This is a genomic window from Sphingopyxis sp. (assembly GCF_965279725.1).
Lineage (GTDB): Bacteria > Pseudomonadota > Alphaproteobacteria > Sphingomonadales > Sphingomonadaceae > Sphingopyxis.
This window is the reverse complement of the sequence record NZ_CBDIIL010000001.1, coordinates 121,346-146,776: the sequence shown is the minus strand read 5'-3', so window position 1 is coordinate 146,776 and position 25,431 is coordinate 121,346. Positions and strand designations below refer to the sequence as shown.

The 25,431-nt window shown below is 63.8% G+C and carries 19 protein-coding genes and 1 tRNA gene; 8 read left to right on the top strand and 12 right to left on the bottom strand.

Annotated features, from left to right (window positions below):
- Positions 1–14: 14 nt before the first annotated feature.
- The 6 genes from ACQY6T_RS00690 to ACQY6T_RS00665 all read left to right on the top strand — a co-directional run bounded on the left by ACQY6T_RS00690 (position 15) and on the right by ACQY6T_RS00665 (position 9,639).
- Entirely contained in the window at positions 15–2,171 is a 2,157-nt protein-coding gene (locus tag ACQY6T_RS00690; protein ID WP_428627277.1) for a TonB-dependent receptor, read from the top strand.
- A gap of 21 nt (positions 2,172–2,192) precedes the next feature.
- Positions 2,193–3,233, top strand: coding sequence for a DUF1611 domain-containing protein (locus ACQY6T_RS00685; protein WP_428627275.1), 1,041 nt, complete (start codon positions 2,193–2,195; stop codon positions 3,231–3,233).
- Positions 3,234–3,235: 2 nt separating this feature from the next.
- Complete coding sequence (locus ACQY6T_RS00680) at positions 3,236–4,366, top strand: YkvI family membrane protein (RefSeq protein WP_428627272.1); 1,131 nt, start codon at positions 3,236–3,238, stop codon at positions 4,364–4,366.
- The gene (locus tag ACQY6T_RS00675) at positions 4,363–5,940 is read left to right on the top strand and encodes a serine hydrolase (protein WP_428627270.1); all 1,578 of its coding nucleotides are present in this window, start codon (positions 4,363–4,365) and stop codon (positions 5,938–5,940) included. The genes ACQY6T_RS00680 and ACQY6T_RS00675 overlap by 4 nt, the downstream gene beginning before the upstream one ends.
- Positions 5,937–7,118, top strand: a complete 1,182-nt coding sequence (locus ACQY6T_RS00670) for a dipeptidase (RefSeq protein WP_428627269.1) — start codon at positions 5,937–5,939, stop codon at positions 7,116–7,118. The genes ACQY6T_RS00675 and ACQY6T_RS00670 overlap by 4 nt, the downstream gene beginning before the upstream one ends.
- 136 nt (positions 7,119–7,254) lie before the next feature.
- Positions 7,255–9,639, top strand: a complete 2,385-nt coding sequence (locus ACQY6T_RS00665; protein WP_428627266.1) for a serine/threonine-protein kinase — start codon at positions 7,255–7,257, stop codon at positions 9,637–9,639.
- Positions 9,640–9,648: 9 nt separating this feature from the next.
- Here the strand turns inward: ACQY6T_RS00665 and ACQY6T_RS00660 are convergent, their stop codons facing one another.
- The 11 genes from ACQY6T_RS00660 to ACQY6T_RS00610 form a co-directional block, all read right to left on the bottom strand.
- The gene (locus ACQY6T_RS00660) at positions 9,649–10,221 is read right to left on the bottom strand and encodes an ECF-type sigma factor (protein WP_428627265.1); all 573 of its coding nucleotides are present in this window, start codon (positions 10,219–10,221) and stop codon (positions 9,649–9,651) included.
- 82 nt (positions 10,222–10,303) lie between these two features.
- Complete coding sequence (locus tag ACQY6T_RS00655) at positions 10,304–10,858, bottom strand: hypothetical protein (protein WP_428627263.1); 555 nt, start codon at positions 10,856–10,858, stop codon at positions 10,304–10,306.
- 43 nt (positions 10,859–10,901) lie between these two features.
- A complete protein-coding gene (locus tag ACQY6T_RS00650) occupies positions 10,902–11,777 on the bottom strand; it encodes a discoidin domain-containing protein (RefSeq protein WP_428627260.1) in 876 nt (291 codons plus the stop codon).
- Between the two features lie 54 nt (positions 11,778–11,831).
- Complete coding sequence (locus tag ACQY6T_RS00645) at positions 11,832–12,245, bottom strand: hypothetical protein (RefSeq protein WP_428627259.1); 414 nt, start codon at positions 12,243–12,245, stop codon at positions 11,832–11,834.
- An 85-nt stretch (positions 12,246–12,330) separates the two neighbouring features.
- Positions 12,331–15,411 carry a hypothetical protein gene (locus ACQY6T_RS00640; protein ID WP_428627256.1) on the bottom strand — a complete coding sequence of 1,027 codons (3,081 nt, stop codon included), beginning with the start codon at positions 15,409–15,411 and terminating at the stop codon, positions 12,331–12,333.
- A 153-nt stretch (positions 15,412–15,564) separates the two neighbouring features.
- A tRNA-Lys gene (locus ACQY6T_RS00635) sits at positions 15,565–15,640 on the bottom strand.
- A gap of 112 nt (positions 15,641–15,752) precedes the next feature.
- The gene (rodA, locus tag ACQY6T_RS00630) at positions 15,753–16,859 is read right to left on the bottom strand and encodes a rod shape-determining protein RodA (RefSeq protein ID WP_428627254.1); all 1,107 of its coding nucleotides are present in this window, start codon (positions 16,857–16,859) and stop codon (positions 15,753–15,755) included.
- The gene (gene mrdA, locus ACQY6T_RS00625) at positions 16,856–18,763 is read right to left on the bottom strand and encodes a penicillin-binding protein 2 (protein WP_428627251.1); all 1,908 of its coding nucleotides are present in this window, start codon (positions 18,761–18,763) and stop codon (positions 16,856–16,858) included. The genes rodA and mrdA overlap by 4 nt, the downstream gene beginning before the upstream one ends.
- Before the next feature lie 6 nt (positions 18,764–18,769).
- On the bottom strand, positions 18,770–19,294 hold the full coding sequence (locus ACQY6T_RS00620; protein WP_428627248.1) for a rod shape-determining protein MreD: 525 nt from the start codon (positions 19,292–19,294) through the stop codon (positions 18,770–18,772).
- A complete protein-coding gene (gene mreC / locus ACQY6T_RS00615; protein ID WP_428627246.1) occupies positions 19,291–20,196 on the bottom strand; it encodes a rod shape-determining protein MreC in 906 nt (301 codons plus the stop codon). Before mreC ends, ACQY6T_RS00620 begins: the two co-directional genes overlap by 4 nt.
- A 17-nt stretch (positions 20,197–20,213) precedes the next feature.
- On the bottom strand, positions 20,214–21,260 hold the full coding sequence (locus tag ACQY6T_RS00610; protein WP_428627244.1) for a rod shape-determining protein: 1,047 nt from the start codon (positions 21,258–21,260) through the stop codon (positions 20,214–20,216).
- Positions 21,261–21,456: 196 nt separating this feature from the next.
- On the opposite strand from ACQY6T_RS00610, the gene mutL reads away from it, so the two are divergent.
- On the top strand, positions 21,457–23,271 hold the full coding sequence (mutL, locus tag ACQY6T_RS00605) for a DNA mismatch repair endonuclease MutL (protein ID WP_428627242.1): 1,815 nt from the start codon (positions 21,457–21,459) through the stop codon (positions 23,269–23,271).
- A gap of 1 nt (position 23,272) precedes the next feature.
- Positions 23,273–23,809 carry a hypothetical protein gene (locus ACQY6T_RS00600; protein ID WP_428627240.1) on the top strand — a complete coding sequence of 179 codons (537 nt, stop codon included), beginning with the start codon at positions 23,273–23,275 and terminating at the stop codon, positions 23,807–23,809.
- A 3-nt stretch (positions 23,810–23,812) separates the two neighbouring features.
- Here ACQY6T_RS00600 and ACQY6T_RS00595 read toward each other — a convergent pair whose 3' ends face one another.
- Positions 23,813–25,378, bottom strand: a complete 1,566-nt coding sequence (locus ACQY6T_RS00595) for an alkaline phosphatase D family protein (protein WP_428627238.1) — start codon at positions 25,376–25,378, stop codon at positions 23,813–23,815.
- Positions 25,379–25,431: the final 53 nt, after the last annotated feature.

The following is a 25,431-nucleotide window of genomic DNA, read 5'->3' as shown; positions in this document are numbered from 1 at the left end:
TGATTGCAGGAAGCATGGTTGCACTGTTGGCCGCGATGCCGGCGCATGCGCAGGAAGCGGCAGCGGTAGAAACGACGGGTGAGATCGTCGTCACCGCGCAAAAGCGCGTCCAGAACGTGCAAGACGTGCCGATCGCGATCAGTGTCGTGAGCGGGGAAGAATTACAGGAACAGGGCTCAGCCTCGCTCGTCGATTATGCGGGCTATGTTCCCGGCATGAACGTCAGCAACGGCGGCACACCGGGGCAGACCACCATTACGCTGCGCGGTGTCGCGCCGCTCAACGGCAGTCAGACGGTCGGAATCTACCTGGATGACGCACCAGTCGGATCGAGCGCGATCTACAACCGCGCCGGGGCATTCACGATCGACCTTATGCCTTATGATCTCGAGCGCATCGAGGTGTTGAAGGGACCGCAAGGCACACTCTATGGCGCCAGCTCGATTGGCGGACTGGTCAAATATGTCACCGTTGCGCCGAGCACGAAGACGTTCAGCGTGAAGGCGGGGGTCGAGGGCTTCGACATCAAGGGCGGCGACGGCTTTGGCTGGGGCGCACAGGCAATGGTCAACGTCCCGATCGTCGAGGACAAGCTTGGCGTCTCGGCCAGTTTTGCTTGGCGCAGCACGCCGGGTTGGGTCGACAGCGTCAACAATGCCGCGCTCAAGGACCAGAACAGCTATGAACAGCGCGGCGGCCGGGTTGCCCTGCTGTGGACGCCGACGCCTGAATTCAGCGTCAAGCTTGCCGGTATCTGGCAGTCACTCGATTCCGATGGCAATGGTCTTTACGCCGCTGATCTCACCGGCGAGCGGCTTGGCGACGGGCGCTCGTACAATAATTATGTCCCCGAATCGTTCGACGTCGATCTCGACTATTATTCGGCAACGCTCGATTATGATTTCGGCGCCGCGACGCTGACGTCGGCAACGACCTACAGCAAGACGCAGAGCCGGCAGTTGCAGGACGCGAGCTATGCGTTCGGGGTTCTCTTTCCTCTGCTCACCGGCGGCGCGGTTCCGCCCGGTGTCACGCCCTTTTCGCTCGATCTGGGTTTGAAGAAATGGACGCAGGAAGTGCGGCTCGCTTCGCCGAGCGGCGGGCGGTTCGAATGGCTGGTCGGCGGCTTTTTCACCGATGAGACGACCAGCAACGCGCAGCTTGTTCGCTCGTTCGACATTGCTGGTAACCCCATCGCCGGGCTCGATCCGTTGGCGATCGTCGGTCTGCCCGCGACCTACAAGGAATATGCGGTCTTCGGTAACGGCACCTTCAAAATCAGCGACCGGTTCGAGGTCACCGGCGGCCTGCGCTGGGCGCGCAACGAACAGACTTTCCGTCAGATCAGTTCGGGCGCGATCGTGCCGCAAGCCAATGATCCTGGCAAATCCGCCGAAAACGTCTTCACTTACTCGATCAGCCCACAATTCCACATCAACGACGACGCAATGCTCTATGCGCGTCTCGCCACCGGCTATCGTCCGGGCGGTCCGAACGTTATCGTTCCCAATGTGCCGCCCACGGTCGATGCGGACCGGATGAAAAACTATGAAGTCGGACTCAAGGCGGATTTTGCCGATCGCATGGTCTCGGTCGATGTTGCGCTGTTCTGGATGGACTGGACGGATATTCAGGTCACGCGCGCCTTTGGCGGCGTGTCGGGCGGTGCCAACGGAGGTAAAGCTACAAGCAAGGGCGTCGAAGGCAGCTTTGCGCTTCGTCCAACACCGGGCCTGACGATCAGCGCGACGGGCAGCTATACCGACGCGGTGCTCAGCGAGGATGTCCCGGAAATCAGCGGCGCCGACGGCGATCGTCTGCCCGCGGTGCCGAAGTTCAGCGGCGCGCTGCGTGCCGATTACGAATTCGAACTGGGCGGCGGCAACAAGGGCAGTTTTGGCGCTGGCATCCGCCACGCCAGCAACCGCCTGTCACTGGTCGAAAGCGATCCGCTGGTGGCCACGGCCAAGCCCTATACGTCGGTCGATCTCAACGCCTCGATCACCTTCAACGATCATTGGACATTGCGTGCCTATGCTCGCAACCTGCTCGATAACGAAGGGGAGATGGCGCGTTCGACTTTTGCCAACGGGCTTAACCAGCCGAGCTTCCTTGGCATTTCGCCGCTCCAGCCGCGGACCGTCGGTGTCGCGCTCGACATGGCATTTTGAACGGATTGGGAGTTGCAAACGATGAACGCCCCCATCGGCAGGCTGGCGAACAGCCTGACCCTGCCGCAGCCCTATCTGCTGTTCCTCGGCGACACGACCGAGGCGGGTTATGCCAAGACCGCCTTCGGGCTGGCCGACTGGGCGCGTGATCGCTGCGTTGGCGAGCTTGCGATCACCGGCTGCACCGTCACCACCGGTCTGCCGCCCCTGTCGCCCGCCGCTGCGCGGGCGGCAGGGGCGCGGTCGCTGGTGATCGGGGTGGCCAACCAGGGCGGGGTGATCGGCGACAGCTGGATCGCCGCGCTGGTCGAGGCGATGGAAGCGGGGCTCGACATCGTCAGCGGGCTGCACGTCCGGCTGGCGAGCCTGCCCGCGCTGACTGAGGCAGCAAAGCGCACGGGCCAGCGACTGATCGACGTTCGCACGCCGCCGCCGTCGATCCCGATCGGCAATGGCCGCAAACGTGGTGGCAAGCGGCTGCTGACCGTCGGCACCGATTGCGCATTGGGCAAGAAATATACCGCGCTGGCGTTGCACCGCGCTTTTGCCGAGCGCGGCATTGACGCCGACTTTCGCGCCACGGGCCAGACTGGGATCATGATCGCCGGCGGCGGCATTCCGATGGACGCGGTGATTTCTGATTTCGAGGCGGGGGCGGCGGAAATGCTCAGCCCCGACGCGCCCGACAATCATTGGGATCTGATCGAGGGGCAGGGGTCGATCTTTAACCCGGCCTATGCCGCGGTGTCGCTCGGCTTGCTCCACGGCAGCCAGCCCGACGTGTTCGTCGTGTGTCACGATCCGACGCGCAAGGTGATCCTGGGCCTGGAGAGCTTTGCGCTGCCATCGGTCGAGGAGGTCATCGATCTGACGATCCGCCTCGGCAGCCGGACCAATCCGGCGATCCGTTGCGGCGGGGTGAGCCTCAACACGTCAAGCTATGACGCCGACGCCGCCGAAGCGCTGATGGCGGCGGAGCGCCAGCGGCTTGGATTGCCGGTCACCGACCCGATCCGCGGCGGCGTCTCATTCGACGCGCTTGTCGAAAATATTCTCGCGTGAGTGTGGGCGAGACGGGCGGCAGGTCGAGCTGGTTCCAGCGCTTCCTGCTGCCCGGTTTCGCGCTGAAGGCCGTCATCATCGGCGGCGGCTATGCGACGGGACGCGAGCTCGCCGAATATTTCGTGCCGTCGGGGCCATGGGGCGGGCTGGCGGCCATGCTGCTCGCTACATTGGTATGGAGCATCGTCGCGGCCATCACATTCGCGCTCGCGCGCAAACTGGGCGCTTATGATTATCGCGCTTTTTTCAAGGGGCTTCTCGGTCCCGCCTGGGTCGCATTCGAGGCCGCCTATATCATCTTTGTCGTCCTGATCCTGGCGGTGTTCGGCGCCGCGGCGGGGGCGATCGGGGCCGCGACCTTCGGCTGGCCCGACCTGCTCGGATCGGTGCTGCTGGCGGTCGCGATTGTTGCGGTGGTGGCATGGGGTACCGACGCGGTCGAGCAGATGTTCAAATATGTCTCGTTCCTGCTTTACGCGGTGTACGGCATGTTCCTGATCCTCGCGCTCGCCAGCTTCGGCGGGTTGATCGGACAGGGCTTTGCCAGCGCGCCGCCGCCGTCGGGCAACTGGATGGCGGGCGGGCTGACCTATGCGAGCTATAATATCGTCGGCGCGGTGGTGATCCTGCCGGTGCTGCGTCATCTGACCAGCCAGCGAGACGCTGTGGTCGCGGGGCTGATCGCCGGGCCGCTGTCGATGGCGCCCGCGATTCTGTTCTTCGTCGCGATGATGGCCTTTTACCCCGCGATCGGCGCCGAGACCTTGCCGTCGGACTTTCTGCTTCGCCAGATGACGGTGCCGGGTTTCCATATCCTGTTCCAGGTGATGATCTTTGCTGCGCTGCTCGAAAGCGGCGCCGGGGCGGTGCACGCGATAAACGAGCGGATTTCGGGCGCGGTCGAGAGCCGCGGGCGGGCAGCGCTTTCGCCGGGCGCGCGCGCGATCATTGGCGCGGTGATCCTGACCGGCTGCATGTTTGTCGCGGGCGAGATCGGCCTCGTCGACCTGATTGCCAGCGGGTATCGCTTCCTCGCCTGGCTGTTCCTGATCGTTTTTGTCGCGCCGTTACTGACCATCGGGGTCTGGCGCCTGCTGCGCGCCGCGCCCGTTCAAATGGAGACCCTGCCATGAAAGCCGTCCGCTTGCTTGCCCTGTCGCTGATGCTGTCTGTCGCCGCGCCCGCCTGGGCCGATCCGCCGAAGGATATCGTGGAAACGGTCGAAACCTTGCGCCAGAAGATCGGCGCGCCCGGGGTTTCGATTGCGATCGTCGAGGATGGGAAGACGACGCTGTCGCGCGGCTGGGGCGTCCGCAAGCTGGGCGAGCGCGCGCCGGTCGATGCGCAAACTTTGTTCCAGACCGGATCGACCGGCAAGGCGATGACCGCCGCGGCGCTCGCGATCCTGGTCGATGAGGGCAAGATCGCGTGGGACGATCCGGTCATCAAGCATATGCCATGGTTCCGCATGCACGACGCGTGGGTAACGCGCGAAATCACGATCCGCGACTTGCTCGTCCACCGCAGCGGATTGGGGCTGGGGCAGGGCGATCTGATGTTTGTTCCGCGCACCAACCTCACGCGCAAGCAGACGGTCGAGCGTGTCGCTTTTCTCAAGCCTAAAACGAGTTTTCGTTCGGCCTATGCCTATGACAACATCCTTTACGCCGTCGCTGGGCAGTTGATCGAGGAGGTTACCGGCAAGACGTGGGAAGCCTTCATGGGCGAGCGCGTGCTGCGCGCCGGTGGCATGAAGAACGCCACCAGCGACAGTGAGGATCGCTTTCGTATCCCCAACCGGTCGTGGCCGCACGCGCGGCTGTCGGGCGCCTTGCGCGGCCTTGGCCCACAACAAGCGCTCAACGAACGCGACGAGCTGGGTCGCAACGGCGCACCCGCCGGCGGGCTCGCGCTCAGCGCCGACGACATGGCAGCGTGGCTCAAGATCCAGCTCGCGCACGGCGCGCTGCCGAATGGCAAACGCCTGTTCAGCGAAGCACAGGCGGCCGAGATGTGGGCGCCGGTCACCCCGATGCCGATCACCCCGCTGCCCGACAGCCTCAAACCCGCGCAGCCGAACCAGCAGGCCTATGCGCTCGGCTGGCAGGTGCAGGATTATCGCGGCCACCGCATCGTCCAGCACAGCGGCGGGGTGTTCGGATCGATCACCCGTGTCGTGATGATCCCCGACAAAAATATCGGCTTCGCGATCATGATGAACAGCGAGGACAGCGGGATGCTCCTCGGCCTCTATTACGACCTGATCGACCATTATCTCGATCAACCCGATTATGGCTGGATCGCGAAATGGGAGGATTGGTATCAATCGCGGCTCGCGGGCGGGGTGGAATATCTGAAACAGACGCAGGCATCGCCAGCGAAGAGCGGTCCCTCGCTTTCGCTGGCGGGCTATGCCGGGCGCTATCGCGATCCCTGGTATGGCGATGTGGTGATCGGGCAGGCATCGACGGGCCTGACGATCGACTTCACCTCGACCCCGCGCATGACGGGGCGGCTCAAGCACTGGCAATATGACAGCTTCGTCACCGATTTCGACGATCCGGCGATCGAACCCGCCTATGTCACCTTCGCGCTCGACGCCGACGGCAAGATTACCGGGGTGACGATGAAGGCGGTCAGCCAGATCGCCGACTTCAGCTGGGATTATCACGACCTCGACCTGAAGCCCGTGGAGGACAAGAAGTGAAGCATCTCGCGATCCTGCTGACCGCCACCGCGCTGTCGGCTTGCTCGACCGGTGAGGACGCGGTGAGAACCCCCGAGGCGCCGCTGCACAGCAGAATGCTGGTGCTCGACACCCACCTTGACACCCCGTTGCATTTCGAGCGGCAAGGGTGGAGTTTCGCCGACCGTCACGCGCTCGCGGACGATCTGGCGCAGCTCGATATCCCGCGGATGCAGGACGGCAATCTCGATGGCGGCTTCTTCGCCATATATACCGATCAGGGACCGTTGACCGCAAAGGGCTATGCCGATGCGCTCGCCTTTGCGCGGGCGCGGTCGGACCTGATTGACCGCACCATCGCCAAATATGCAGACGCAATCAGACCGGCGCTGACCGCAGCGGATGCCGTGCGGCTGAACAAGGAAGGCAAGCTGATCGCCTTCAAATCGATGGAGAACAGCTATCCGTTGGGCGAAGACCTGTCTTTGCTCAAGGGCTTTTACGACAAGGGCTTGCGCCTCGCCGGACCGGTGCATTCCAAGGACAATCAGTTCGCAGATAGCGCAACGGGCGAAGGGCGCTGGAACGGCCTCAGCCCCCTCGGCAAACAATGGGTGGCGGAGATGAACCGGCTCGGCATCGTCATCGATGCGAGCCATTCGTCGGATGCCGCGTTCGACCAGATGCTCGCGCTGTCGAAATATCCGATCCTGCTGTCCCATTCTAGCCTGCGTTCGGCCTATAATCATCCGCGCAACCTCGACGAAGGGCGGCTGAAAGCGCTCGCGGCGAAGGGCGGCGCGATGTGCATCTCGACGATCTTCATGTCCGAAATGAACATGTCGCCGACGCGTGCCGACCTGTTCGGGAAATATGAACGGATCGGCCAAATGTCGCCCGCCGAGCAGGTCGCCCTGACCCGCCAGTGGCGCGAACTCGACAAGACCGAGCAGATGTGGGCCGCAGATTTCGAGGCTTATATGACGATGGTGCTGCGCGCGATCGAGGTCGCCGGGCCTGACCATATCTGCTTCGGTGCCGACTGGGACGGCGGCGGCGGCCTGCCGGGGATTGAGGATATTTCGGCGCTGCCCAAGGTCACCGAGCGACTGAAGGCTGCGGGCTATTCCGACACCGATATCGAAAAGATGTGGAGCGGCAATGTGCTGCGCATATTGGCGGCGCAGCGCAAGTCTTAGCGCATGGCGTGATCAACCGCCGCTCGGCAATTGCTATTGTCCCGCCTTCTGATACCTCGGACGTCGGATCGGGGGGAACATGATCGACGACGGGGCCGGCGAATGGACAGCTGTTCAAAAACTCTTCGATCAGCTTGTGGACTTGCCCCCGGACGATCAGGATCGGTTGTTGGCGCAATCGACGGTAAGCGCCGCCGTGATCGACAAGGCTCGCGCGATGCTCACCGCGCATCGGTCCGAAGGCATTCTCGATAGCAGCAGTCCATCGCTGGATGCCGGAGCAGCGGGCGAGGGGGATTTCAGGTCGCTGGCGGTCGGGCAGATCGTCGGCGGTTTCACCGTCGATCGCTATCTGGGGCGCGGCGGGATGGGCGAAGTGTATCTGGCCCATCGCTCCGATGCCGATTTCGTCCAGCAGGTCGCCATCAAGTTGCTCCGTGCCGAAGCGTCGGAGAAAGGCCAGCTTTTCGCGCGCGAACGACGCTTGTTGGCGAGCCTCAACCACCCGCATATCGCGCGCCTGATCGATGGTGGTATGGCCGCCGACGGGCGGCCCTATATGGTGATGGACTATATCGACGGGCGACCGATCGATCACTGGGTTCGCGAGGAGAATGCGGATCTGGCGGTCAGGCTGGCGCTGTTCCGCGACATCTGCGCGGCTGTCGCTTATGCCCACGCGCATCTGGTGGTCCACCGCGACCTGAAGCCGTCGAACATCATGATCGACGGTGACGGATCGGTCAAACTGCTCGATTTCGGCATTGCCAAGCTGATCGACGGCGACGCGACGGGCGCAGAAACGACGCAGCCGATGCTGACCCCCGACTATGCCGCGCCCGAGCAACTGGGCGGCGAGCAGATCACGATCGCAACCGATATTTATGCGTTGGGCGCGGTGCTGTATCAGCTGGTGACGGGTACCTCGCCCTGGCAACGGGACGGCAGTTCGGTGCCGATGATGGTTCGCCGTATCCTGCAGGAAGATCCTGCGCTGCCCAGCAGGGTCGCTGCCCGCGATGGCGCACCGGTCCGCGCGCAAGCGGTCGCGGGCGACCTCGATGCGATCATCCTCAAGGCAATGCGGCGCGACCCGGCGCAACGCTATGATAGCGTTCAGGCGCTGGCCGACGACATCGCGCGGCATCAGGATCTGAAGCCCGTCAAGGCACGCGACGGGACGACGCGCTATCGGTTCGGGCGGTTCGTGCGCCGCAACAAGCTGGCGGTTACCGCGGCAGGTGCGGCGTTTGCCGCGCTGCTCGTCGGGGTCGGCGGAATCGTGTGGCAATCGCATCAGACGGCGATCGAACGCGATCTGGCGCAGGATGCGGCAAAGCGATCGGCATCGATCAACCAGATGCTGCAGGTGATGCTGCGCGACACCGCGGATGCCGATGCCGGCGAAAGCGTAACGGTCAAACAGATGCTCGATTCGACCGCCGAACGACTGGTGAACTCGGTCGATACCAGCGCGGAGTCGGCAACTTTGGTGTCGACGCTGTTCGACCTTTACATCAACTTGGAGGATGCCGTCGGCGCCGACGCGCTGATCACCAGGGCGCTGGCCCGCGGGATCGGCAAGAACGACCGGGTGGCGACCGCTCAACTAAAAATCCGCGCCGCAGCCTCGGCTGCCTCCTCGGGCAAAACCGACCAGATGGCGCCGCTGATCGATGCCGCGGAGCCGGTGTTTCGTACCGACCCGGTGCGGTTTCGCCGCGAGCTGGTCGACGTCAATTTGACCCGCGCCCAGCTTTGGCGTCGCACCGGGCGGACCGAAGATGCGATCGCGCTGTTGAAACCGACCTTGTCCGACGCGGATATTGCCTATGCCGACAGTTATCGCGACCGCATGACGGTCTATAACAACGTGCTCGCCTATATGCTCGAGGCGAACCAGATCGACGCAATGCCCGAAATCTTTGCCCGGGCGGACCGGATTACGGTGGAAAACCGGCAGGAAGACAGCACGCTGGCGCTGGCGATGGAACAGCTCAAGGGCGTGCGCTACGGCAAGCTGGACCAGCCCGAACGCGCCGAACCGATTTTACAGCGTGTCGTGACCCGGCGCCGGGCCGTGTTCGGCAAGTCAGCAGGGTTGGCGGTCGATCTGTTTCAACTCGGCCGCGTGAAGGCGACGCTGGGCAAACATAAGGAAGCAAGTCTGTTGCTGACCGAGGCATGGCCGATGGCGAGCGAAAAGCTGAGCCCGGCCGCCCAGCCGACCATCATCATCGGGGCGACATTGGCCGAAGCGCTGGCCGAAACGGGGGATACGCGGCAAGCCCTGCGCATATTGGGCGAGATCGACACGATCATGAAGGATATGCCGGTCAGCATGACACATGGTGTCGTCGAGCGCGCCCGCGCCCTCTCTCTGCTAAAATCCGGGCAGCTTGCCGGTGCCAAAGCCGCCGCGGACCGGTCCGAAACCATTTTCAAGGCCAATGGGGCGGCTGCCGCATCCTATCTCAAGAGTTTTCCGGCGTTTCGCAAACGACTGGCGGCGGGCAGTTAGGGTCAGGACCTAAGCCGCCAGCATTTCGACATGAATCCAGGCGCGCGCCTGGACCCACCAACGCCGCACCGTGCGATCCGAAACGCCCAGCACCTGCGCCGTTTCCTTTTCATCGAGCCCGGCAAAAAAGCGGCAATCGACGACCTTGGCCAGATTGGCATCGACATCGGCGAGCGCCTTTAAAGCATCGCCCAGTTTGACGACCTCGGCATCCTCGGGAACGGCGGCTGCCATGGAATCGAGGCTCTGGGTAAAGCTGTACATCGGCGCGTCGCGTTTCGACGCCATTCGCGCCCGCGCGGCGTCGATCAGGATATGGCGGATCGCGGTCGCGGCGCAGCCCAGGAAATGCGCTTCGCTCTCCCACCCGTCGCGGCGCTGCAGTTTGACATAGGCTTCGTTGATCAGCGCGGTCGGCTGCAAAGTTTGCGGGCCGCCGGCCCGGAAATGTTCGCGCCGCGCGATGACCCGCAGCTCGCTGTACAGCAAGGCCATCAGGGCATCGGCGGTCCCCGGAAAATCGGGTGCGGCGCTATGATCCGGATCGATCGACTTTCTCCGCGCTGCTGACAGGCCGCCCACCGCGCCCGCAGAATTTATGCGGGCCGGTCAGGGGTTTGGCAAGCGCGAAAGAAAGCTGGGCGCGGTGGGCGCTACCGGTCAGTCAGGCGCCAAGCTCACGCGCAAGAGCGGTCGCCTGCTCCTTTGAGGTCGAGCTGCTGGGCAGCGTTATAATTGCGAGTTTATCGTCGCCGATGAACACGCTCATGGAATCGATCTTGCCGACCCAAAACGCTGATTTTCCAAGCCCTTCGATGATATCGACAGTTCCACCGAACGCCTCGACAGTTTCTCTGGACGTTTTGAGTGCCGCGGCCATCACCTCGGGCGTGTTATCGTTGATCGGCGACCAGCGCAGCTGGACCGAAGCGCGGCCGCCGTCCTCCATGATATAGCTGCATTCGGACGTCGTCGCATCGCTGCCGCTGCTTTCGTGGACCAGACCGAGGGTGGCTTCTTTGACCGGCTTGCCGGTCGTCGCGGCCATCCTGGCCTTGTCGACGACCGCGCAGGCGTCGGCCGCATTCCACCCTTTGGGTGTGGCAGCGCCGCTGCCCGCTTCAGCCTGCTCGCCCGGCTCGGCGGAATCGGTCGATCCGCCGCAGCCGGCCACCATCAGCGAGCCCGCAACGAGTGTGACAAATGATAAGGTCTTCATACTGGTCGGTCCTTCAAGCGTTGGTAATATACAATGTCGCGGGTCAGCAGCCGCTGGCGCGATTGCTCGTGCGATCGGCCGCATAGAAATCGAAATAGCCTTCGCCAAGCGCGGGGTCGGTGTCGCGGCCGATCCCGATCAGCTGGCGGCCATTGGCGCTCATCCCGAAATAGGCGCGATGCTTGATCGGTGATCCGTCCAGCCCGGTCTCGGTCATGGTCAGGATCATCGTCCGCCCCTTGATGACGCCGGTGACACGGCCATTCAGAAATGCATAGCAACCGGTGACCTGATCACCCTGTTGCGTCAGGTTGATTTTGCCCCAGCCGCTGTGTCCCTCATAGGTTCCCGTCACATTGGGCATCTTGGCGACCGCGGTCAATTGCCGTCCGTAACCGTGAAAGCCGGTCAGCGCCGAATAGTCGTCGCCGCTATGGTTATCGACAACGGTCAGGCGCACCCAGCGACCCACGGGCAGAAACTCGGGATCAAAGGAAAAGCTCTGGTTGTTTTTGAGCCGTTTCAGCGTGACCTCGGCGACCATCTCGAAGCCGCTGGTCGAAGAGGTGTCGGATACTTCGATCGTCACCGAGCGCACGGCCTTCTCGTCGCGGTTGAGCGGGCTGGTATCGAACGAAATGCGGCTGAGTTCGGTTTGCTCAGGCAATTCGAGCACGAACACCGGCGACGGCGAGGCTCGTCCCGTCCAGTCGGTCGCGACGAACCCGTCGATCAGGTTGAGCGGACTGCTGTCCATCTGGCTGAGCATGACGTCGTCAGGATATTGGACAAGGCGCGCGCCTTCCGAAAAGGAGAACAGGTCGGGCTGCGCGCCACTGGGAGCACCGGCGGCGCCGGTTCCGGCGAGGAGAGCGACCGTGCCAAGCAAGGCGGCCGAAAATTTGCGAAATCTGGTCATGTGAATATCCTTTCAAACGATGATTGGGGGCGCTGTCTCGGCGAGCCATGCCGCTTATTGCGGGTCTTTTGTCTTGCGTGCCGCCGTCAAAATATCCTGCACCAATCCGACCGGATCCGCGCCCGCCGATCCCGGCGTTCCGCCATTGGACCCGGTCCGTCCGATCACGGTGCGGACGATCGTCTCGGCGTCCTGCACCCGCTGTGCGCCTTTGGCTCCGAGCACGCTACCGGCCACGTCCGCTACGCTGCGGTCGCCGATCGATCGTGAAGGAAGGGCGCCATATGGGTCGGCGGGTTCGGGCTCGGCGTAAGGATCGGTTTCCTCATAGGCGGCCTCGTCATAGGCGCCGTCGCCGTCCGCGGGCAGCTCGGCGGCGTCTTCTGCCGCGAACTGGGCGGCGGCGGGCGACGCCGGCAGGCCCGCGGTCGCTATCAGGGCCATCGTAATCCAAAACACTGGTCGCATGATCATCACTCCCTCCAATCGGCGGCACGCAGCAAGCGAGGCCTTGTTACCTAAACGGCAAAGCGCATCGAAAGCGGACACAAGCTTACCGGATCACCTTGGGCTGTTTCACGCCCTTGGTTTGTCGTGCCACCAATTGCGCTTGGGCAACTGACTCGCGCAGCGCGGCATCGCTCACTTCCTGCTGGAATTTCGGGACGAATTCCTTGTTCACCTGTTGGTTGATCTTCATCGTTCCCAGACTTGGGTTCGCTTGGGCAATCTGCGCCGCGCGCGGTCCCATCTGCGCCGCCAACGCGGTGACATTGTCGAAGCAGAGGCTGTCCTTGCACTGCTTGGTCCAGATCGCCTGCGCGAGAATGCCCATCGCGTTCGAGACTTCCTGCGATTTGCGTGCCTGCGCGTCGGCGATATAGGCTTTCGCGCGCTTGGTGGCCTCAACGAAGAAAGGAGTCATCGACTGGTAAAGGGCGTTGGTTTCGCCGGAAGGATCGTCAGCGTCCCTTTTCTTCCCTTCAAAAATGACTTTGTTCTGGGCCAACCGAACCCCGAACCGGCAAGTTTCGTCGATGCATTTCGGAAGGTAGAGCTTTTCGAAGTCCAGGCCCCATTGCTCAACCTTGCCGAGGAACACCGACTGCGCGCCGTTCGGTGTGAAGCGGAATTCCTGCGAACAGACGGTCCCTTCGTGACATTCGAATTTCAGCCCATCCGACGGCACGGTGACCGCCAATTGCGGGAACCAGACCGGCCAGTCGACCTTTGCACCCCAAACCGCCAGATCGATGAACAGCCGGGCGTTCAGGCCCGGAGTCAGCGTGAACTGGATACCATATTGCGGGTTGCCGATGATGAATTCAGTCGCCCCGTTTTTCAAAGCCAGCGGCACCGTCGTTGCCCCCGCGGACAATGTGAATGGCGCCTTGTTGGGCGCGAATTTGTCTGTCAGCGACAGCGACAACAGCGTCGAATCCATCCGGATATCGACGGCCGGGAACACTTGCGCTCCGAGCACCCCGAAATTGCCCCGTCCGCCGAGCAGGTCGAGCTGTTCGAGAATGAAGGGCGCCGACGGCCCTGCCTTTCCAGGCTCCGGCGGCTTGAACTGGCCGTTGGCGAAGTCGCCGGGCAATAATGTGGTGAGGTCGTAATCGAGCAGCGGAATATCGATCGGCCCAAGCTGGCCAATGATCGGCAGCTTGGCGGCAACGCCGGCATGGGCGTTGAAACCGGCGACGAGTTCCTTGCCATCGTAAACGAGATTGGCGGGCAGCTTGGTCGAGATGTAATCGGCTGCGCTGCCGTTGATCGTCGCGATCTGCGTCGTCACCGTCGCGCTCTGCGCGCCGGCTTTCAACGCATAATCATAGGTGCCGGAGAGCTGTATCGGAAAGCGGAGGCCGAACTGGTAGCCGAACCCAGCGGACACCTTGGCATAATAGGTCTTCTTGCATCCAACGAGACACCATTTGATCGTGGTTTGAACGCCCTGGCTCCATTCGAAATCTCGCCCCAGCGTAAAGCCGGCGAGATACGTGTAGGTGCCAAGCGGATAGGAGGCGCTCACGTCTTCGACCTTGGGCGCCGGCGGCGGCGCGGGTGTCGCAGGCTCCGGCGCCGGTGCATCGGTGGGCACATAGAATATCTGTTCGATCAGATTGTCGCTGCTGTTGATCAACTCGCCTGCCAGCGACGTGTCGTCCAGTGCCTCGAGCCGCGCGACTTCGGCATCGCCGACCGCCGTAACCAACTCGGCGCGCATCGCCGGGTCCGCGAGGCGAGCCCGAAACCCGGCAACCTCTTGGTCGATGTCCTGCCCAACCTGATTGCGCTCGGCTTTCGCCTGAGCGAGCGCCTGCGCCCGCTTGATCGGGTCGCGGACGAACCGCAGGCTACCGGCCCTAGCATAGCTGTTGTCGATTTCGGCGGGCGTCGAGCGCGTAAAACAGGTTATCCCCGTGGCCGCGATCCGGGCACGATTGCGTTCGCTGGTGCACGCGCCCGATTTGAAACTGTAGGACAGGAAATCGCGAACGACGACGCCTTTCCCGACCTCGAACGCCGTCAACTGCCCTGGCCGGACATCGACCAGGTCGGGGATATCGCCCAATCGATCGGCGACGTTGATCAGCGCTTTGGGGTTGTCCAACATCTTGCGGAAATCGAGCCGCGTCTTGCCGACCTTGATCGTCGGATTGGCGCGCAACTGAGCGCCGGACAGCTGCCGGGCGACGGGCAACGTCTTGATCATGTCGCCGAAACCGCCGCGCCGCAGCGTGACCGATCCGGCCAGCGGCTGGGTCTGGCCATCGGCAGGCGGGATTATTTCGGTGGCCAGAATATTGACCAGCGATCCAGGGCGGGGGCGCACCGGCGTCTGCGGACGTCGGTCGGACGGTGTGATGACCGATGCTTGCGGCGTGTCGTCCGCGGCACCATCATCATCGGACGCAGTAACGACCGGCGGTCGCCGCCGGACTTCTCCCGGGGGCGTGTTGGTGATGACGGGAGGGCGCCGGCGGATTTCGGCCGTTCCTTCCGATGTCGGTGTGGTGATTACCGGTGGGCGGCGGCGGATTTCGCCGGGTTCGTCCGCTGCCGGGGTCGTGATGACAGGCGGCCGCCGCCGGACTTCGCCGGGCGCCGTGTCGGCGGGCGTTGGCGATGTGATTACGGGCGGCGTCCGGCGCGGGCGCACAGGTCCGGTCGGCGGCAGGGCGGGCGGGCTTGTGACAACCGGCGGCACTCGACGAATTTGTCGATTGTCGGGAATGGTGTCGGGCGTGGGCGTGGGGGTAGCGATCACCGGGGGGCGCCGACGTGGCCCTAGGATCGATGGACCGGGCGCAGGCGTTTCGGTCGATGTCGGCGCAACCGGCGGCACCCGCCGGACCTGCCGCTCGACAGCTATAGTTGCGGGAGTCGGCGACGTCACGACGGGCGTGGTACGACGAATTTGCCGCGGCGCCGGAACCGGGACGGCTTCCCGAGGTTCCTCTTCCTCCGCCGTCGCTGCGTCTTCTGCGGGCGGGGGTGTCGGGGTCATGATCCGTGGCGGGATTCGCGGTGACCGCGTCTGCGCCTCGGCGACGGTCACGCTGCCCAGCGCGAACAGGCTGGCCAGAACGGTGACGCAGCCGGTCCGCAGAAAAATTCGATCGTTCATGATGTCCCTCCCGGCTGGAGGACCCCGGTCCCCGCATGATGCCTTGCAAGAGGGAAGACGGAATGCAGGGCCGAAAGCGGACATGCGCACCCGGAAATATTTCCGGCGTTCGAAAACCGCCGGATGACCAATCGAAAATCGTTAAGAAAGAAATGGTGGACGCACTAGGGCTCGAACCTAGGACCCGCTGATTAAGAGTCAGCTGCTCTACCAACTGAGCTATGCGTCCACTGCCGGTTTTCGGCGTGCTTTGCGGCGTCGAGTGATCCTCTTTGCTGCGAAGCGAGCGGCCCGCTATCATGCCAATTCGGCGAAGGCAATGGCTGGCGCGAAGATTTTTCTCAATGAAAGCGGCGGGTACCCGTTTTGCTGTCGTTTTCGATCGCCAGGATGATGCCGACGCACGTCATGATCGTCAGCATCGACGATCCGCCATAGGAAAACAGCGGCAGCGGAATGCCGACGACGGGCGCGAGCCCCATCACCATCATCAGGTTGATCGCGATATAGAAAAAGATCGTCATGGTCAGGCCCGCGGCGGTCAGCTGACCAAAGCGGGTGCGCGCTTTCAGTGCGACGCGGGTCGACCAGCGGAGCAGCAGGAAGAAAGCGAACAGTAGCCCCAGCCCGCCGATCAGCCCCCACTCTTCGGCCATCGTCGCAAAGATGAAGTCGGTGTGGCCTTCAGGCAAATAATCGAGATGGCTTTGCGACCCGTTCAGGAATCCCTTGCCGCCGATGCCGCCCGATCCGATCGCGATTTTCGACTGGCTGATATGATAGCCTGCGCCCAGCGGATCGCTCTCCGGGTCGAGGAAGATCAGCACGCGCTTTTGCTGATAGTCGTGGAGGAACGAGAACAATACAGGAAGCGCCGCAGCCCCGGCGATTGCCGTGCTACCGAACCACCAGAAGGGCAGGCCGGCGACGAACATCACCACCACGCCGCCAATACAGATCGACAGCGCGGTGCCAAGGTCGGGCTGCAGCATCACCAGCGCAGCGGGCAGCCCGATCATCACCAGTGCCGGCCACAGCGCGGTCCAGCTGCGGGTGTTGCCGGGGGGCAATTGCGCATAGAAACGCGCCAGCGCGACGACGATCGTGACCTTCATCAGTTCGGATGGCTGAAGGTTCATGAAACCCAGATTGAGCCAGCGCTGGCTGCCGCCGCCGACGAAGCCGAGCAGCTCGACCGCGATCAGCAGGACCAGCACGCCGATATACGCGATATAGGAGAAATCCTCGAAAATCCGCAGCGGGAAGCGCCCGACAATCAACGCTGCCGTCAGGAACACGAGGAACCGCACCCCCTGTTGCAATGCCCAGGGCGACCAGTTGCCGCCCGCCGCCGAATAGAGGACGAGCAGGCCGAAACCGGTGATTGCGCTGAGCACGGCGATCAGTTTCCACGGGATGCGCTGGATCGCGGGCGGGACGACAATCATTGTGGCAACGCCGGATCGGGCTTCGATGCGCCCGCTTTCCACGCGGCATAGTCGCGGTCCATCCGCTCTTTGATTGTGCCGCCCCAGCCGGCCTCGAACGTATCGAGGGCCTCCATCGCCTTTTCGCGGTCGAAGAGAAACGTCATGAAATCCTTGGCCACCGGCGCCGCGGCGCGCGAACCGCCCATACCATGTTCGATCACGACGGCGGTCGCGTAGCGCGGGTTGTCGACCGGCGCGAAGCCGATGAACAGCCCGTGATCGCGAAATTTCCAGGTACCGCTTTTGCCGTTGCCGGTCCCCAGCCCGCGCACCTGCGCGGTGCCGGTCTTGCCCGCCATTGTAATGCCGTCGAGCGGCAGGCGGCTGCGCCCGGCCGTGCCGCCCGGCCCGTTGACGACAAGGTCCATGCCATGGCGCGCGGTCGCCAGCGCTTCGGCGGAAAAGGGCAGGGGGTCGTTTTTGAACTGCCGGTTGACGAGGCGCGGATAGAGGCGGCGACCCGACGCGATCCGCGCCGCCATGACCGCAAGCTGGAGTGGATTCACGCTGACATAACCCTGGCCGATGACCGCGTTCAGCGAGTCCGATGCCGACCATGGCTGGTCGTACTTCTTCATCTTCCATGCGCTGTCGGGAATGGTGCCGAAACGCTGATTGCTGCCCGCGAGCTGGAATTCCTCGCCCAGACCCATCAGCTTCGCCGTCGGCGCGATCGCATCGTAACCCAGCCGGTGCGCGACCCAATAGAAATAGCTGTTGCAGCTTTTCATGATGGCGGTCGGCATATCGACGCTGCCGTGGGTGCCGAGACAACGGAAAAAACGGTTGCCGAGCCGATAACCGCCGATGCACGTGTGGCGTTCGCTCGGGTCGATGCCATGCTCGATCGCGGCAACCGCCGCCATCGGCTTCAGGGTTGATCCCGGCGGATAGAGCCCGCGCGTCGCCTTGTTGATCAGCGGCTGATGATCGTCAGCGCGCAGCCAGCTATATTCGCTGTTGCTGATCCCGTCCGAAAAGCTGTTCGGGTCGAAACTGGGCATCGAGACAAAGGACAGAATATCGCCGTTGGTACAGTCGATGACGACCGCCGCTCCCGATTCTCGTCCCATCCGCCGCGCAACATATTCCTGCAGGTCGGCGTCGATGGTCAGGTGGACGGTCTTGCCCTGAACGTCGGGCTGGGTATCCAGATCGCGCACCACCCGGCCGCGCGCGGTGACTTCGACGCGCCGGGCGCCGGGCTTGCCCTTCAGCATCGGCTGGAAATATTTCTCGAGCCCATCTTTGCCGATCCGGTACCCAGGGGTGATGTACAACGGGTCCTTGGCCTGTTGATATTCCTCGGCATTGGGGGCGCCGACATAACCGATCAGATGGCCGACCGCGGCGCCGGTCGGATAGTTGCGGGCAAAACCCCGTTGCGGGGCGATGCCGGGCATTTCGGGCAGACGGACCAGGATCGAGGCATATTGGGCCTCGGTCATGTCTTCGGCCACCGCCACCGGTTGGAATCCCGACGCGGCTTTCAGATCACGGTTGATCCGTTCCATCGTGTCGCCGTCGAGCTGTAGCAATGTGCGCAATTGCCCCAACACCACTTCTTTGTTGTGCAATCGGTCGGGAATGATGTCGATGCGCAGCGAGACACGATTATTCGCCAGCGCCTTGCCGTTGCGGTCGACGATCCAGCCGCGGCGCGGCGGCACCAGGGTCAGATTGACGCGGTTGCTTTCTGATTCCAGCACATAGCGGTCGTTATCGACGACCGAGATATACGCCATGCGCGCCGCCAGTGCGACGCCAAGCGCGGCTTGCGCGCCGCCGACGACGAGCGCGCGGCGGGTGAAAGTGAAACCGCGCCAAGCTTCGGTAATGGGGGGGCTTTTACCAAGGGCCATGGGCGATTATCGGCGTTTCAGACGGAAATTGTCAAACTTGCCGGTCAACCGCATGAACAGCGGCACCAGCAATGCCGAGATCACGATCTGCGGCACGACCAGCCCTAGGACCCGTCCCGTCGCCGCATCGGGGTGGACAATCAGCGCCGCGAGCGACTGGATGATGGCGATCAACAGCGCCGCGATTGCCCAATCGTGCAGGAAGCCGCGCCAATAGATGCGCTGCGACGAATAATGGATAGCGATGCTGGCGAGCGTCCACAGCCCGATCGCGGTGCCGATCGGCTGGCCACTAAACAGATCGTCCCACAGGCCGAGCGGCAGGCCGATCCACACCGGCCACATTTCGGTGCGCAGCAACTGCCAGCACAGGAAAAACAGCAGCCCCAGCGGCGGCAGCACTGGCGAGTTGGCTACGAGCGGCAGCATCAGCGGCAATGCCGAGGCAAACATCACGGTTGCCACCGGCACGATCCGCATCCGCCACAGCGAAGCCGGTTCGCCCAAGCGCGGCGCGGCGCGATTGTTCATGGGGTGGCGCCTGCCGGTGCCGGGGGTGGTGGGGCCGGGGCGGGCTGCGCATCGATATTGTCGGGCGTGTAGGGCCGCAGCACCGATACCGCATCGACCTTCCCTGGATCGGCAAGGGGGCGGGCGAGAGCGCCATCGTCCTGCCGCCGCACGACAATAGCGACCGGGATGTTCGGGGGATACAGCCCGCCGGTACCCGAGGTGACCAATATGTCGCCGGGCTTGAACGGGTTGTTGGCGATGTTGAGGGTGCGGATGTCGAGATCGCCGTTGCCGCGGCCATAGGCCAGCGCGGGCAGGCCGTCGCGTGCACGGCGCACGGGGACGATGTTGTCGACGTCGGTCAGCAACAGGACCTGCGACACCGACGGGCCGGAGCCGAGTACCCGCCCGATCAGGCCGTCGGCGCCGCGTACCGGCTGGCCCGCCGCGACCCCCAGATTGCGCCCGATGCTGAGCAGCGCGATGCGCTTGCTGCTCGTCGAGGTCGAGGTGAGCAGATAGCCGTTGGCGAGCGCGGTTTTGTCGGTTTCCTGCAGCTTGAGGAGCATTTTCAGCTGGCGATTTTCTTCCTGCAAGGTGCTGGTGGCGACCAGCGCGCGGCGCGTGTCAATCAGCTCGCTGCGCAGTCGCCGGTTTTGCGATCCTGCGCTCACATACGCGCCGACGGTATCGTCGATGCCCGAAATCGACCCGATGACCGACCGCGACACCCGCGCGACCGGCGCAGTGACTTCCTGGCTTGCCAGACGCAATTGGGCAAAGCCTATGGGGTCAACGACCGAAAGGATCGCGAGCAACAACCCTGCCACCGCCCCGGTCACCGCAATGACATAGGCAACAAACAGGCTGTACTGAGCCTTTCGGGATTGCCCCGGACGTCGATGTGCCGGGCGGACCATGGTTCAGCGTTACCCGATCAGGCTTGCTGGAGCACGCCGCGGAACTGCGGATCTTCCATCGCGCGGCCGGTACCGATCGCGACGCAGGTCAGCGGGTCGTCGGCCACCGTCACCGGCAGCCCCGTCGCGTCCTTGAGCAGCTCGTCGAGTTCGGCGATCAGCGCGCCGCCGCCGGTCAGGACGATGCCCTGGTCGACGATGTCGGCCGCGAGTTCGGGGGCGGTATTTTCAAGCGCGATGCGTACGCCCTCGACGATCGTCCCGATCGGTTCGGACAGCGCCTCGGCGATCTGCGCCTGATTGATCGAGATTTCCTTCGGCACGCCATTGACCAGATCGCGGCCCTTGATGTGGATCGTCAGGCCAACGCCGTCGGCGGGAATGCGCGCGATGCCGAAATCCTTCTTGATCCGCTCGGCGGTTGCTTCGCCGATCAGCAGATTATGGTGTCGGCGCACGTAAGAAACGATCGCTTCGTCCATCTTGTCGCCGCCGGCGCGGACCGACGTGGTATAGGCGAGGCCGCGCAGCGACAGCACCGCGACTTCGGTGGTGCCGCCGCCGATATCGACGACCATCGAACCGATCGGTTCGGTCACCGGCATGTCGGCGCCGATCGCGGCGGCCATCGGCTCTTCGATCAGCCACACTTCGCTGGCGCCCGCGTTCGATGCGGCGTCGCGGATCGCGCGGCGCTCGACGCTGGTCGAGCCCGAAGGAACGCAGATGACGATTTCGGGGCTGCGGAACGCGTTCGGCTTGCCGCCATGGACCTTGGTGATGAAATGTTTGATCATCTGTTCGGCAACGTCGATGTCGGCGATGACGCCGTCGCGCAGCGGCCGGATCGCCTCAATATTGTCGGGGGTCTTGCCCATCATCAGCTTGGCGTCGTCGCCGACCGCTTTGACCCGCTTGATCCCGTTGATCGTCTCGACCGCAACGACCGATGGTTCGTTCAGGACAATACCCTTGCCGCGCACATAGACCACCGTGTTGGCGGTGCCGAGGTCGATCGCCATGTCCTGGGAGTTGAATTTGAACCAGCGAGAAAAGAATGACATCGATACTGCTTCCCTGTCATCGGCGCTGGCCCTGGGGAAGGACCACGCCGCCGCGTCGTTGAACCTGCGCGCCCGGCCGGCGACAGGACCAATCAGGGAGAGATTCCGGCTCGGCTATGGGGGGCTGGCCGGACAATATGATCATGGCTGTGCGGGTGGGTCGCGATTTGCGCTCGACTGCGCTACGACAGCCCTCATGTCAATACGTCGCCTGCCGGAAAAGCTCGTAAATCGGATCGCAGCCGGTGAAGTGGTCGAAAGACCCGCCGCAGCGCTGAAAGAACTGGTCGAAAACGCCATCGACGCCGGTGCGACTCGCATCGCGGTGCGAATCGCCGAGGGCGGGATCGCGCGGCTCGAAGTCGAGGACGACGGCTGCGGGATGACCGCGCCCGACATGGCGCTGGCGCTCGAACGCCATGCGACGTCGAAACTGCCCGACGACGCGATCGAAGATGTCACGACGCTGGGCTTTCGCGGCGAAGCTTTGCCCTCCATCGCCAGTGTTGCGCGACTGACGCTCGAAAGCCGGGTGGCCGGCGGTGACGGCTGGCGCCGCGTCGTCGACAATGGCGCAGTGGTTGCCGAAGGACCGGCGGCGCTGGCAAACGGCACCCGCGTCGTCGTCGAGGATCTGTTCGCGCGCGTCCCGGCGCGCCGCAAATTCCTGCGCAGCGCGCGCAGCGAATATGCCGCGTGCCTCGACGTTGTGAAGCGGCTGGCGATGGCGCGCCCCGATGTCGGGTTCACCGTCGAGCATGATGGGCGCCGGGTACTCGACGTGCAGAGCGGACAGGACCAGCTCAGCCGCGTCGCCGCGCTGACCCAGCGCGACCTCGCCGCGAACAGCATCGGGGTCGATGTCGACCGCGGCGACGTGCATATGGGCGGGGTCATCAGCCTGCCGACGTACAATCGCGGCATCGCCGACCATCAATATCTGTTCGTCAACGGTCGCCCAGTAAAGGATCGGCTGCTGGTCGGGGCGTTGCGCGGCGCCTATGCCGACCTGCTCGCGCGAGACCGCCATCCGGTCGTCGCATTGTTTCTCGACGTGCCGACCGGCGAGGTCGATGTGAACGTCCACCCCGCAAAGACCGAAGTGCGCTTTCGCGACCCGCAACTGATCCGCGGCATGATCGTCGGCGGCCTCCGCCGCGCCCTCGATGAACATGGTTTTCGCAGCGTCCAACGCCCCGCCGAGGCGGCGCTCGCGGCATGGCAGCAGGAACCGGTCGCGCCGGCACAGACTTTGTTCGCGGCGCATCTGCCCTATCCGCATGCCCCCGCTACGCATCTGTTCGGAGCCGACGGCGACCCCGCAACGCTCGCGCTAATGCGCGATCGCGTTGTCGATTTTGCGCCGCCGCGCGATGCGCTGCCGATGGGCCGCGCCGAGCCTGCGACTGCGCAGGTGCCGCATGCCGACACCTATCCGCTCGGCATCGCGCGCGGCCAGATCGCGCGTACCTATATCGTCGCCGAGGCCGAGGACGGGCTGGTCATCGTCGACCAGCACGCCGCGCACGAACGCCTCGTCCTCGAACAATTGCGCCGCGGCATGGGCGGGCAGGCGGTGCCGTCGCAAGGCCTGCTCCTCCCAGAAGTCGTCGAACTCGACGAGCCGGCGTGCGACCGGCTCGAGGCCGCGGCGCCGCAACTCGCCGCGCTCGGCGTCGAACTCGAACGCTTCGGCCCCGCCGCGGTGATGGTCCGCGCCACCCCGGCGATGCTCGGCGCGATCGATTGCCGCAAACTGGTCACCGACATCGCCGATGACCTTGCCGGCTATGACGCGGCGCTGGGGCTCAATGAAAAGCTCGAACTCGTCGCCGCGACGATGGCCTGCCACGGCTCGGTCCGCGCCGGCCGGACGCTCAACGTGGCCGAAATGAATGCGCTGTTGCGGACGATGGAGGTCACCCCGCATAGCGGCCAGTGCAATCATGGCCGCCCGACCTGGGTCAAACTGGCGATGGACGATGTCGAAAAATTGTTCGGAAGGAAATAGCATGAGGGTTCGGATCATCGCGATTTTGCTGGCTGCGGCGTCGCCAGCGACGGCTCTCGCTGCGGCGCCCGACGAACCGACGGCGCTCTGCTATCAGGTCGCCGCCCCGCCGCCCGAACTTGCCGACTGGTCGCGCGATGCCTCGACCAAAACGATTTACGCTTACGGCGATGACCTCGGTGCCGACTGGTCCTCGCTCGGCGCGGCGCGGACCGAAATGCCGCTGCATAAATTTGAAAGCCTGCGCTACGGGGTTGCACCCGGTCGCAAGCCCGACGTGTATAAATTCGGCGGCATGGTGCCGATCGACGTGGCAAAAGCGGGGCGGCTCGTCGTCGCGCTCGATGCGGGCGCATGGATCGACTTGGTGCGCGATGGCCGGATCGTCAAATCGGCAAGCCATGAGCACGGCCCGCCCTGCTCGGGCATCCGCAAGCTGGTCGAATTCGACGTGACGCAGGGGCGCTATGTGCTCCAGATCGTCAACGCCCCGACGGCGTCGATCCGCGCAATGGCGGTGCTGCGGCCGACGCCTTGATGGCTAGGCCATCTTGATCCCCGCAACTCCGTTCTCGACGACCGCGGTCGCCCGCTTTGACAAGGCATTGACCGGCGTCGTCACCTTGTCGACGACCATGAAATGGGCCTGCCAAGCCTCGCGATTTACGTCGCACACCACATAGCCGCGCTGGTCGTTGGCGAATTTCAGCTCCGGGTTTAGTTTCAGAAACTCGTCGGTGCCGCTCCGCTTGTCGCTGCCGTCGCCGCCGCTTGAAATGGAGGTCGCGACGATTTCGGCGCCGACTACCTTGTCTTTGAGGACGAGATCGCCGCAGAAATTCTGATGCTCGTCGCCGGTCAGCACGACATTGTTCTTGAGCCCCGCCATCCGTGCAAGGATGCGCTCGCGCGGCGCCTCATATCCTGCCCAGCTGTCGAGGTTCAGGATCTTCTCCGGCTCGTCGGGCTTCCGCCGCCGGTCGAGCGACATCATCGTTACTTGCTGCGCTAGTGCGTTCCATGTCGCGCCGCCCTTCGCCAGATTCTTGTTCAGCCAATCCTCTTGCGCGCGGCCCAGGACCTGCGCGTCCTTGGCGAACACCTCCGGACACGCTGGCTTAAACCCATCGCCGCAGGGCTGGTCGTCACGATATTGCCGCGTGTCCAGCAACTGCATCGCCATCAGGTCGCCATAACGAAACTCGCGGTTCAACCCGACCATGCCGCCGCGCGGCAACAGCGCCTTGCGCACCGGCATATGTTCGTACCACGCTTGCATTGCCGCCTGTTTTTTCAGCATGAACACTTCGGGCGGGGCGGCATCGGGATCGTTACCGGGCAGGTCGAGCGACCAGTTGGCCACGTTGGAAACCCAGTCGTTGACGATTTCATGGTCGTCGATGGTCGACAAGACCGCGTGGACCGAGCGCACCGCTTGTTGGTCGATGTCGAGCAATGTCTGCGCATAGGCGCCGCGAAAATCGGTGAGGTCGATCAGCGCGCGCTGTTCATACCGGCGCACGGGGAGGATCGGCAGGCCGCTGTCGTACAGATAATTCTGCTGATACTCGTAAATGAAGTCGCCATAATGATAGACGAAGGCAAGGTCTTCGCGCGCCAGATGGCGATAAGCGCCGTAAAATCCGGACTCGAAATGCTGGCATCCGGCGACCCCGAATTTCAGTGCCTCCACCTTAGCGCCGGGGGCGGGCAGGGTGCGGGCGCGGCCGCGCAGGCTGCGTTCGCCGCCGGCGGTGAAGCGATAATAATAGGGGCGATCGGGCAGCAGTCCGGCCACCTCGACATGAACGCTGTGGCCCAGTTCGGGGCGCGCCAGTTCGGTACCCTTCGCGGCGATCGTGCGAAACCCGCTGTCGCTCGCCACCTCCCATTCGACCGGCACATTGGCCAGCGGCATCCCGCCATGGCGCTCCATCGGTTCGGGCGCCAACCGTGTCCAGATGACAAAGCCGTCGGCGGCGGGATCGCCCGCCGCGACCCCCAGCTTGAACGGAAACTCGCGGAGGAAGCCCTGCGCCCGGACGATCGCCGGCGCGGCAAGCCCGGCGAGGGTCGCTCCGGCTAGGAAATGGCGGCGGTTATACATGGGCAGGCTCCTGGGAACGCGAATCGCTCGTCCTCGATAGCGGAGCCGTGCGT